11 protein-coding genes are annotated in these 12,063 nt (G+C 33.6%); 7 read left to right on the plus strand and 4 right to left on the minus strand.

Annotated features, from left to right (window positions below):
• Positions 1-42 precede the first annotated feature (42 nt).
• From KQI38_RS08295 to KQI38_RS08305, 3 genes are all read right to left on the minus strand, one after another.
• Positions 43-1,455, minus strand: a complete 1,413-nt coding sequence (locus KQI38_RS08295) for a sensor histidine kinase (RefSeq protein ID WP_216558014.1) — start codon at positions 1,453-1,455, stop codon at positions 43-45.
• A 1-nt stretch (position 1,456) separates the two neighbouring features.
• Positions 1,457-2,167 (minus strand): response regulator transcription factor, encoded by a 711-nt coding sequence (locus tag KQI38_RS08300; protein ID WP_216558017.1) that lies wholly within the window; start codon positions 2,165-2,167, stop codon positions 1,457-1,459.
• Positions 2,168-2,233: 66 nt separating this feature from the next.
• Complete coding sequence (locus tag KQI38_RS08305) at positions 2,234-3,025, minus strand: TraX family protein (RefSeq protein WP_216558020.1); 792 nt, start codon at positions 3,023-3,025, stop codon at positions 2,234-2,236.
• Positions 3,026-3,356: 331 nt separating this feature from the next.
• Between KQI38_RS08305 and KQI38_RS08310 the strand changes: the two genes are divergently transcribed.
• From KQI38_RS08310 to KQI38_RS08340, 7 genes are all read left to right on the plus strand, one after another.
• Entirely contained in the window at positions 3,357-4,376 is a 1,020-nt protein-coding gene (locus KQI38_RS08310) for a TRAP transporter substrate-binding protein (RefSeq protein ID WP_216558023.1), read from the plus strand.
• Between the two features lie 18 nt (positions 4,377-4,394).
• Positions 4,395-4,880 (plus strand): TRAP transporter small permease, encoded by a 486-nt coding sequence (locus KQI38_RS08315; protein ID WP_216558026.1) that lies wholly within the window; start codon positions 4,395-4,397, stop codon positions 4,878-4,880.
• Between the two features lie 3 nt (positions 4,881-4,883).
• Positions 4,884-6,149, plus strand: coding sequence for a TRAP transporter large permease (locus KQI38_RS08320; protein ID WP_216558029.1), 1,266 nt, complete (start codon positions 4,884-4,886; stop codon positions 6,147-6,149).
• A gap of 32 nt (positions 6,150-6,181) precedes the next feature.
• Entirely contained in the window at positions 6,182-7,351 is a 1,170-nt protein-coding gene (locus KQI38_RS08325; RefSeq protein WP_216558032.1) for a pyridoxal phosphate-dependent aminotransferase, read from the plus strand.
• Between the two features lie 32 nt (positions 7,352-7,383).
• A complete protein-coding gene (locus KQI38_RS08330; RefSeq protein ID WP_246565708.1) occupies positions 7,384-9,048 on the plus strand; it encodes a M20/M25/M40 family metallo-hydrolase in 1,665 nt (554 codons plus the stop codon).
• Between the two features lie 12 nt (positions 9,049-9,060).
• Positions 9,061-10,035 carry a C-terminal binding protein gene (locus KQI38_RS08335; RefSeq protein ID WP_216558037.1) on the plus strand — a complete coding sequence of 325 codons (975 nt, stop codon included), beginning with the start codon at positions 9,061-9,063 and terminating at the stop codon, positions 10,033-10,035.
• A 108-nt stretch (positions 10,036-10,143) separates the two neighbouring features.
• On the plus strand, positions 10,144-10,821 hold the full coding sequence (locus tag KQI38_RS08340; protein WP_216558040.1) for a GntR family transcriptional regulator: 678 nt from the start codon (positions 10,144-10,146) through the stop codon (positions 10,819-10,821).
• A 160-nt stretch (positions 10,822-10,981) separates the two neighbouring features.
• Here the strand turns inward: KQI38_RS08340 and KQI38_RS08345 are convergent, their stop codons facing one another.
• Positions 10,982-12,001, minus strand: a complete 1,020-nt coding sequence (locus tag KQI38_RS08345; protein ID WP_216558043.1) for a PTS sugar transporter subunit IIC — start codon at positions 11,999-12,001, stop codon at positions 10,982-10,984.
• Positions 12,002-12,063 lie beyond the last annotated feature (62 nt).

Consider the following 12,063-nt stretch of genomic DNA (forward strand, 5'->3'; position numbering starts at 1 on the left):
CCTTATCTTGCTTCATATGGAGCAAGATAAGGAGATAATAACTTAATTAAAAAGAACAACCTCAAAACATGTACCAATCCCAAGCTCACTATTTACACTGATTTCACCCCCATGTGCTTTTATAATCTGCTTAGTTATAGCCATGCCTAAGCCTGTTCCCTCAACTATATTGGAAGTGTTTGTACCTCGATAATGTCTATTGAAAATATATGGCAAGTCCTCTGGTGAAATTCCCTTTCCATCATCAGCCACCCATATGCAAATTTTATTTTCCTCATAAGTTAACTTCACCTTAATATTTACTGATTTGTCATTATGTATAATAGCATTGTATAAAATATTGTTTATAGCCCGCCTAAAAAGTACTGGATCAAGCTGACATAAAATCTGTATTTCATCACAGCACCAATCCAAATAAACATTAGACATATCTACACCGTTAAGCACATCGATAACAATATCTCTTAACAAAGTCACTATATTTACCATCTGTAAGTTTAATACAAAATATCCACTTTCCAGTCTTGTACTTAGATTTAAATCATCTACTAGATTAGAGATATAAAGAGCCTTATCCTCAATAACTTTTGCATAACGGCGTATATTTTCTACTGACATCTTTTCATCACTATGAAGCAATTCTCCATATCCACGAATAGACGCCAGTGGCGTTTTTATATCGTGTGATATATTAGAAATCCAATTTTCTCTCATGGCATCTATGGCAACACGTTCCTTTTCATTGGCTTGTAGCTGGTCCGACAGCTTATTGATATTAGAAAATACTGAGCCGTATAAGCCGTTTGTTGGCAGAACTTGATTGTAATATCCGACAGTCAAGTCCTCTATACTTTTGATTATTTCTCCTACAGGCTTTGTTAGCCCCCTACTAAAACCCATTCCAAAGAGTAAACCTAGAACTAGATCCACAGCAAAAACAAGTAGCACAAGTCCACCTATAATACTGGCAAAATAAGTTTTATTAAACGTAAAAAACGTCCTTTGAATGTCGTTATATGGCATACCAATTAAATAGGTATACGTCTCCTCCTCAAAAGATACCTCGCTTACAAACATCGTGTCTGGATTGGCGTACTTATAATTGTGTACCAAAGTCATTGGTGTATATATCTGTGGAAGTTCTTTATTCCCATTGAATTGAAAATTTACCTTATAATTTGTGTCAAGCACCTGAATCCAAGCATCGTTTTGGATTAAAGAACGTTGTGCATTTTTATCTAATGAAAACCGCCCTTCTTCTAAGCTAATATACTTAGAAAACTGTCTGACATAATCTTCTGGGCTAATATAGCTTTCATTGGCAATACCGTAGGAATAGGATTCTCTTGGCCCAAATTGAAATAAGCCAAAGGCTATAAGTCCGTTGACCAATCCCACTACAATGATAACCATAATAATACTCATTAAATATTTAAGGGTTAAATGTAATCTCATATTATTTATCCTTTACTACTAGCTTATAACCAAGACCTTTTACTGTTATTAAATACTCTGGATTTGATGGATCTACTTCAATTTGCTCTCTTATTCTTCGAATGTGCACCATAATCGTATTGTCAAACCCAATATAATCCTCTCCCCAGACTGCATTACATAAGTGTTCCTTACTTAAAATCAAATTAGGATGTTTTGCAAAATATTCAAGCAGTTTATACGCCTTAGGCTGCAATAGAATTTCTTCCTCTCCCTTAAAGAGTTCTCCTTTTAAAGGCATCATCCTAAATGGTCCAAAATTAATGGTTTCAATGTCCTGTGTATCAACTACAGGCTCTGAGCGTTTTAAATGTGCTTTGACCCGATATGCAAGCTCCTTTGGACTAAATGGCTTTGTCACATAATCATCTGCTCCAATTGCAAAACCTACAATTCTATCCACTTCTTCTGTTTTTGCAGATAAAAAAATAATAGGGACCTGTGAAGTCTCTCTCATGGTCTTACACAGGCTATGTCCTTGGATATCAGGCAACATTACATCTAAAATCACGATATCTGGTTGCCAGCTATGAAAGTCTTCTAAAGCTTTAACACCGGTGTTTGTGGCTTTAATATGGGTAAAACCTTCTAATTTCAAAGCATGTTCAATTATCTCCAGCAACTCAACTTCGTCATCTACAACAAGTATCTTTTTATTGAATAGCACATCCATAATACCGCTCCCTTATTCTTAATATAGGTATAGTATACCCAATTTCAGTGCCATGTGTTAAATGATTTACACGAAAAGAGTAGATAAAATGTATAAACCGTAGATATGAACTGGATAGAATACATAGAACAAGTACTTCATGCCCTTCCCTCTTTGCCCATTATAAAGTGCTAAAAGGGGTAGAGCACCAATCATCAACCATTGGAAATTATCATAAAATAAACCTTGCAAGGAAAAATTTTGCCACGGTATTAGAGCAATAGATACCAAAGCATATAAAATCAGTTGAAGTATTTTTTTGTCATGTGTTAAATAAAACAATATGCCCAATGCTATAAATACTGGACCGCCTTCAACAAACATTGGGGTTGGTAATAGGAAAATTGCATGAATCATCCCTGGAATATGAAGGTTCATCATCATAAATATACCAAGGGCAATAGGCAATACTAATCCCAAAATCCCTAATACTACAGGCATTATTCGTCTTTCTTTAATACCTTTTCCCAAATATTCAATTATGGTTAAATAAACCGTAATCAAAAATAGAGTCGCAAATATATTTGCCATAAGAGCAACATTATCGTTACGTTGAAACCATTCTGTAATCCATTGATTACCAAAAGTCATTACTAATGAACCTATATAAAGTCTAGTCATATATTTAGTGCGGTTTCGTGTATGGATAAATCCTTCTACCACCATAAAAATAAATATTGGAGCCACTGAACGCCCTATCCATTTAAACCATAGCGGTACTTTATCAGTAAAGGCAAAAAAGTAGTACACATGATCAAAAATCATTAAAAAAAGTGCAATTAATTTTATCTGAAATCCTGTTAATCCTTTTTTAAGCATATTATTCACCTCATTTTTTATTTTCATCATGATTATAACAAATTAAGTTTAAATCTTATTAACAAAAACCTTAATTAAACCTTAATTCAATAAGGCCAGTAAGTGTACTGACTCAAAAGCTAATTCCAATAATTTAAAATTTATATTTACTATTTTCCATTAGTTACAAAATCTTTGTTAAATTTTTAATTTACAGAATATATTGACAAATTCAATTCGCCTTAATATAATTAATGTATACGTATACATGTATACATTGCCAGAGTAAAGGAGGGCAGTTTAGATTTCTGGAAGAACAAACTTATAAACTGAATATCAAGGAGGCTTACTAATGAATAAGAAATATGTATTTCCATGTTTGTTATTAGCTATTGCAATTATGACAGGAGGTATTTTCTATAAAGAAAATCATAATAGAAAAAACCCAAGTTCAACGGGTCCTATTGTCATTAGACTTGCCCATGTTACTAATGAAGTATCCCCTATTCATTTGTCTTCCGTTTATTTCAAAGAGATTTTGGAAGAAAGATCTGGGGGCAAATTCGAAGTACAGGTATTTCCTAATAGTCAATTAGGCGGGGATAGACAAGCTGTAGAAGCAGTAAGTATCGGATCCTTAAACGCAACTTTTCCTGGGACAGCAGTTTTAGCTGGGTTTGAGCCTAAGTTTATGGTGGGAGATTTGCCTTTTATATTTAAAACTCGTGAAGCAGCATACGAAGCATTTGATAATGAACTAGGTGTAGAACTCAACAAATTACTTGAACCACTTGATCTGGTTAACTTAGGATATGGAGAGACAGGTTATAGACATATAACAAATAATAAGAAACCCATTACCTCTCCTGATGATTTGAAAGGTATCCAAATTAGGACTATGGAAAACCAGATCCATATGGCATCTTTCTCACAATGGGGGGCAAATCCTACACCTATTAGTTTCTCAGAGTTATTTACAGCATTACAACAAAATACCATCGATGCACAAGAAAATCCATTGCAAATTATATCTTCTTCTAGATTTTATGAAGTACAAGATTATTTATCTCTAACTGGACATTTCTTTGCATCAGGTAGTTTATTATTTAATAAAGAATTTGTTGATAATCTTCCAGAGGATTTAAATAAACTTTTAAATGAATGTGCTAAAGAAATGATCGCATATGAAAGAGAGCTTACACAAAAAATGGAAAAAGAATATCTTGATGAATTAAGAAATGCCGGAATGAAAATAAATGAATTAACCCCTGAACAAAAAGACTTATTTATCGAAGCGGCACAACCTGTTTATGAGCAGTTTGAAGAAATGTTAGGAGAATCTTTAATAGAACTGGCTAAAAGATATAACTAATTGGAGAGGGTGAAAACATTGAAATTATTAAAAGCATTAGATAAACATTTTGAAACTTATTTTCTAATTGCTACTTTAGTATTTATGGTTGTTATTATTTCAGTACAAGTTTTTCTTAGGACTTTCTTTCATTATTCACTGACATGGGCTGAAGAGCTTTCCCGTTACATAATGCTATATCAAATATGGGCAGGTGCTTCTTTAGCAGTTAAGGAAGATGCACATTTGAGAATCACATCTGTGAAAGATAGTTTATCACCATCAGGACGTATTAAGCTTGAAATAGCTGTTATAGTTTTGTGGACAGTATTTACAGCTTTCCTAACTATTAAATCTGGGCAATTGGTTGATATATTATTAAACAGAGGACAAGTATCTCCTGCTATGCAAATTCCAATGGCATATGCCTATGCTTCAGTTCCGTTTGGTTGTGGTCTCATGGTTATTAGATTATGTCAAAAGCTTTTCCATGAAGTTAAAAAACTAGAAAGCTTGGAGGTATAGAATATGATTATTGTCTTATTCCTTTTATTGGCCTTATTTGTAACTATTAGTATACCTATAGGTATATCATTAGGTTTAGCTACTCTATTGACCTTAATATTCATGACTAATATAGAGCCTATTATGATTGCACAAAATGCCTTTGCAGCATTAGATTCTTTTACCCTGATGGCGATTCCATTTTTCATGTTAGCAGGAAACTTTATGAGATATGGTGGTGTTTCAAAAAGATTGTTAAACTTAGCTGACCATATTATAGGCTATGTAACCGGTGGACTTGGTATGGTAACAACTCTAACTTGTATGTTCTTTGCTGCAATTTCTGGTTCCGGTCCTGCAACTGTTTCGGCTGTTGGATCATTTATGATGCCGGCAATGAAGGAAAAAGGTTATGATGAGGGATTTGCTGCAGCATTAACAGCCGCAGCAGGAACCATCGGTGTCATTATTCCACCATCCATTCCATTTGTTATTTATGGTGTTGTAACGGGTACTTCCATAGGTTCTCTTTTCTTAGCCGGAATTATACCGGGGATAATAATGGGTCTTGCACTAATGATTGTAAACTACAGAACATCAAAGAAAAATGGATATACTGGCTCTGGAGAAAGACCTACAATAAAATCTGTCTTGAAAGCTACAAAGGATGCTTTCTGGGCTTTATTAAGTCCGGTTATCATACTCGGCGGTATTTATAGTGGATATTTTACACCAACAGAGGCAGCAGCCATTTCTTGTGTGTATACTTGGTTTATTGGAACCTTTGTATATAAGGAAATCGGAAAACAAGAATTATTTGATTGTTTAAAAGATACGGTAGTCATTGCAGGTGCAACATCCTTCATGATTGGACTTTCAATGAGTTTCGCATTCTTATTAACTATGGAGCAAGTTCCGGGTACTATTGCCAAAACATTATTGGATTTCTCAAATAACAAAATAGTCATTCTATTGTTAATTAATATCTTCTTATTGATAGTTGGATGTTTCATTGATAATATTTCAAGCTGCACTATTTTAGCGCCTATTTTCTTACCAGTTGTAGCAGCCCTTGGGATTAGTCCAATACATTTTGGCATAATCATGACTATGAATCTATCCGTTGGATTTATTACACCTCCATATGGAGCAAATCTTTTCATTGCATCTGCAGTAGGAAAGACCCCTATGAACCGTATTATTAAACATGTATGGCCACTCATTGGTGCCATTATCGTTGTGTTGCTACTTACAACCTTTATTCCAGCATTATCCATGATTTTAGTTTAAAGTAATATTATATATTAAAGGAGAGATAATAAATGAGATCATCTAATAAAAGATTAGAATCTATGCCATTTGGAGGCTTGTATGAAATTTTTGCAAAAGCAAATAAATTAGAAGAACAGGGCAAAAGAATAATTCATATGGAAATTGGTAGACCAGATTTTGATTCACCTATCATTGCAAAGGAAGCAGTTAAAAAAGCATTAGATAGCCAACAAGTACATTATACTGATGTTAATGGAATTGAACCTCTAAGAAAGGCGATTTGTGAAAAGGAAGATAGACGTTTTGGACTCAAATATGATTATAATTCAGAAATATCTGTAATGGCTGGAGCAGCAGAAGCCATTGGCGTCATTATGGCAACCATGATGGATTTCGGTGATGAAATTATTTCGCCTAGCCCATTTTTCTCTGCATATAAAGAACAAGCTCTTATCGCAGGAGTTAAATTAGTAGAAGTGCCTGTACTCATGTCAGATAATTGGGAGCTAAATGTAAAAGAGATAGAAAAAAGAATCACTCCAAAGACAAAAATGCTATTACTCAATTCACCAAATAATCCAGCTGGCTATGTATTAAATAAAGAAAACTTAGAAAAAATCGCAACTCTTGTTAAAGAAAGGGATTTAATAGTCATTTCAGATGAATGCTATGATGAATTCATATATGGAGAAAAGCATATCTCCATTTCAACCTTAGAAGATATGAGGGATAGAACTTTGGTTGTAAAATCTACTTCAAAGTCATATTCAATGACTGGCTGGAGAATTGGATATGTACTAGGGCCTGCAAATGCAATTAAATATATTAATAAAGTGCATCAAAACTTCTCTACATGTTGTACAGCATTTGCACAATGGGGAGCAGTGGAAGCTTTCAATCACGGAGATAGCTTTATAGACGATATGGTAAAAGAATTCAAAAGAAGAGGCGACTATTTGTATGAATCCCTATCAAAAATAGATGGGTTAAAGATGGTAAAACCAAAAGGTGCTTTTTATGCATTTCCTGATATTACATCCTTTGGCATGACAGAAGCAGATTTTTGTAGCTATTTAATGGAAATAGCAGGAGTTGTAGGTGTTCCAGGGACAGCCTTCGGAGATTACGGAAAGGGGCATGTTAGACTAGCATATTGTCGTTCTTATGAAGATATAGTAGAAGCATGTGATAAAATCAAAGCGGCTTTAGGAAAACTATAGGCAATAACTTAAATATAGAAAGAGGTATATCCATGAGATTTGATAAAGAAGTTATGAAGGATTTAATCGAAAAGAATTTATTAGACTTTGTAGGAACTAGAAGTGATACTAATTCTAAAGAGGAAAAAAATATAGAGGGGTTCTTTAAACAATGGTTTTCTAAAATAGAATACTTTCAAAACAACCCTGAGCACTATGGATTATTTGAAATACCAGATGATTACTTAGGCAGAAAAGTACCTTGGTGTCTATTAAAGGGAAAAGGTAAAGACACTATTGTATTTATCCATCACAATGACATCGTTGAAACAAAAGATTATGGGACTTTAGAACCTCTTTGCTTGAAGCCCTATGAATTAATGGAGTCTTTTAAGGTAGGGAAAATGCAACTTCCTTCTTTGGCAAAGGAGGACCTTTTAAGTGGTAAATGGATTTTTGGACGTGGAGTTAGTGATATGAAAGGTGGGGGCTCTATTCAACTATCATTGATTGAAGAATATAGCAAAGATTCAAGCTTTAAAGGTAATATTGTTCTAATTTCTGTGCCAGACGAAGAAAATTTATCCGCAGGTATGAGGGGTGCTGCTCTTCATCTAAAAGCACTAAAGGATAAATATGATTTAGAATATAAATTGATGTTAAACTCAGAACCTCATGAGCGAGGAGATGATTTGAGACCTACCCTATATGATGGTTCTATTGGCAAGATTATGCCTGTTGTATATGTCCGTGGAAAGCTTGCACATGTTGGTCAAGTATATTCAGGGTTAAATCCAATTAATTTACTATCTGAGATTATTCGTAGAACAGAATTAAATCCAAACTTTATAGAGAAGGTTGGCAATACTACTAATCCACCACCAACGTGGTTATATCATAAAGATAGAAAAATGGTTTATGATGTATCATTACCAATTGCTTCCTGTGGATATATGAGTATACTTCCATTGAAAAGGACTCCAAAATCACTAATGGATGAGTTGAAAAACATTAGCATCCAATCATTTGAAAAAGTAATTGAAGATATGAATGCAAGTTATAAGGCATATACAAATATAGCAGGCTTAGAATTTGAAAAGTTTACTTGGGAACCTAATGTTAAATTTTATTCTGAATTATATAGTGAAGCTATTAAGGATTCAGGTGAAGATTTTGAGAGTGCCTATGAGAACCTCATGGTAGAAATAAAGGAAAAATTTAATTCAAATAAGATCACAACAATAGAAGCAGCAAATACCATAATTGAAAAGACCTTAAAATATGTAAAAGATGTATCTCCATGTGTTATTCTTGCACTTACACCACCATATTATCCAAGTACAAACAATAACATGCTCGGAGAAAAATCAGCTATAATTTATGAAATCATAGAATATATCAAAACATATGCAAAAGATCATTTACATGAAGAGTATATAGTGCAAAACTATTTTACCGGTATTTCAGACTTAAGCTATTCTATGTTTGTATCAGATCAAAGCAATATTGATTATATAGCAAATAATATGCTTATGTGGAAAGATATATATTATATTCCTCTAGAGGTGATTAAGGAAATCTCCATGCCTGTAATAAATATAGGTCCTTGGGGTAGAGATTTACACAAATATACAGAGAGAGTATATAAAGAAGACTTATTTTACAAAACACCAAAATTGATCGATTTATTTGTATCAAGACTATTGGAAAATTATTAGGGGGAATATAAAATGGGAAGAAAAGTTGTTCTAAGTAGTGTATTAATAGACGACCCAACCTATGAACGAAAACTGATCGAAGGCGCTGGGCTAAATTTAGTATTTGTACCAAATAGCGATCAGGAAAGATTCTTAAAAGAAGTAGTAGATACAGATGCAGTTATCACAGCAGATAAGCCAATTACAAAGGAAATCATTGATTCCATGAAAAATTGTAAAGTCATTGTTAGACAAGGTATTGGTTATGATACTATAGACCTTATAAGTTCAAAAGAAAAGGGTATTGCAGTATGCAATATTCCTGACTATAGCATAGAGGAAGTATCAGATTTTACTCTTGCTCTAATGTTAACAATATTAAGACACACTAATGTTTATGATCAACACACAAGGAAAGGTATATGGGATATACAAAGCGTCCATACAGTAAGTGGTTTCCCTGCGATGAGAAGATTCTCAACACAAACACTTGGAATATTTGGCTTTGGAAGGATTGCAAAATTAGTTGCAAAAAAGGCAAGACCTTTTGGATTTAAGATAATTGCAACAGATCCTTATGTTGATCCTAAGGTAGCAGAAGATATGGGTGTACAATTGGTTGATTTTGATACTGTAGTAAGAGAATCAGATATCATGTCTATCAACACTCCTTTGACATCAGAAACAAGACACCAATTTAATATTGAAGTATTTAAGAAAATGAAACCAACTGCATTTATTGTAAATACAGGAAGAGGTCCACTTATTAAAGAGGATGATTTGTATGAAGCTTTGAAAAATAAAATTATTGCAGGAGCAGCAATCGACGTAACTGAAACTGAGCCATTGCCAGTTGATAACAAGTTGTTTACATTAGACAATTTAATTATTTCACCTCATGCTGCTTTCTTTACATCTGATTCCTTGGAAGAATTGAGAAGAAGGGCATGTGAAGAAGTAATTCGAGTTTTAAGTGGACAAGAACCAGAAAATAGGGTAAATAAATAAAGTAAAGTTAAGCTGTACATCTTGATTGTACAGCTTATTTAATCTTCTTGACTGAATAGGAAAGAAAAGATAATATATATATATATAAGAGGTTGGAGGAGGTTTTATATGAGACAATTACCTCAAATAAAGTCGAAAGGTACTTTGGCTGAAAGAACATATGATATATTAAAAAATGCCATTGTAGAGCTGGAATTAAAGCCAGGGGAATTGATCACGGAAGAAGATATTTCAGAACAACTTGGTGTTTCCAGAACACCCATTAGGTCTGCCCTTAATCGCCTTTTACATGAGGAATTAATTGAAATGATTCCTGGAAAAGGAACTTTTGTAGCACAATTAACTAAAAAACAGATTGATGATTTGCTAAGTATTCGAGAATTGCTAGAAAGCCTTTCTATTCAATTAGCTGCTACTCTAAGGACAGAGGAAGATTTAGAAAAAATCGAGTATATATTATATAAACAGGAACAATCTTTTACTGGACAATTTAAGAGTCAACAAGATTTTTTGACCTTTGATTCAGAGTTCCATTGTTTGATAGCAGAAATTAGCCAAAATAAATATCTAGAAAAACAATTATTGCAAATCCTAAATAACTGTAGACGTTATCTAAATGCTACAACCATAGATATAATTATGCCAGATGTCTTGAAAGAACATAAAGAATTATATGAGCAGATTAAAAATCAAGATGTAGAAAAAGCAAAGTTATGTATGCAAAAACACATTGATAATATCAGAACCCGTATGATTGAGAATTTAAATTATGATGATATAAAATGAAATATCCATTAGGAAACCTAAGCTATTAGATTTTCTAATGGATATTTTCATCTTTTGTATCTTGCAAATTTTATCTTTTGTGTGGAGAGGTTTGTCCTCTTATTCTCTTTATACCCCTCAACGGTATGTTAAAACATTAACTTTTAATTTTTTTAAATTTTTATAGTTTCATGTCACCAGGTTTTATAAATCCTTTTTTTCTCATCCATTCTGATACACCAAGAGATATTACTCCTGGTAATATAAAATGCATTATAATAATTAGAATTAATGTCTTTGGTGTAGCGCCCATTGCATCTATGGTAGAAAATTGACCTACTAGGCCACTAGTTCCCATACCGGCACCCATACTAGTTCCTTGCATTTTGAGTATATAAGTGGATATAGGTCCCAATATGGCAGATGAAATTATGGCTGGTATCCAAATTCTTGGATTCTTTATTATATTTGGGATTTGTAACATCGATGTACCTAAGCCCTGAGCAATAAGTCCTCCAAATCCATTCTCCCTATAGGATGCTACTGCAAATCCTATCATATTAGCTGCACATCCCACAGTACTAGCTCCTGCTGCAAGTCCTGACAGCCCTAAGGATATTGCAAGAGCTGCTGAGCTTATAGGAAGTGTAAGAACTATTCCCATTACTACTGATACTATTATTCCCATTGGTATAGGGTGCATCTCTGTTGCTTTATTGATAATCCCTCCAAAGAAATTCATTATCATAGTCATATATGGAGCTACGTATTGACCAACAAATCCACCTATTATAATAGTAGCTAACGGAACTAATACTATATCAACTTTAGTTTTTCCGCTAATTAGCTTTGAAAATTCTGCACCTATTAAGGCTGCAATGAAAGCTCCCACAGGCTCTCCTGTATTTATAATTGCTGTAGCACCGTCAAATGTAATACTTCCTGCACCAATTGCTCCCACTACTACAGAAGCAAAAATGCCTAAAGGTGGAGCACCTACACTATATGCTACCCCTGCACCAATTGCTGGTCCCATCAATTTTTGTGCTATAGAACCAAAATTAATGAGTTGCTCCATATTAAATAATGTACCTATTTGTTTAATTATTAGTCCAATAAGTAAAGATGAAAAAAGTCCCCAAGCCATGCCATTTAATACCTTAACAAAATAATTCTGTATGCCACCCTTTGATTTTGCCATTTGAACATCCCCTTGCTCATTTGTATTTACAGCTGTCTTGTCACCTGTAACTATAAATATAC

This window comes from Tissierella carlieri (assembly GCF_018917285.1).
In the GTDB taxonomy this organism is placed as follows: Bacteria; Bacillota; Clostridia; order Tissierellales; family Tissierellaceae; genus Tissierella; species Tissierella carlieri.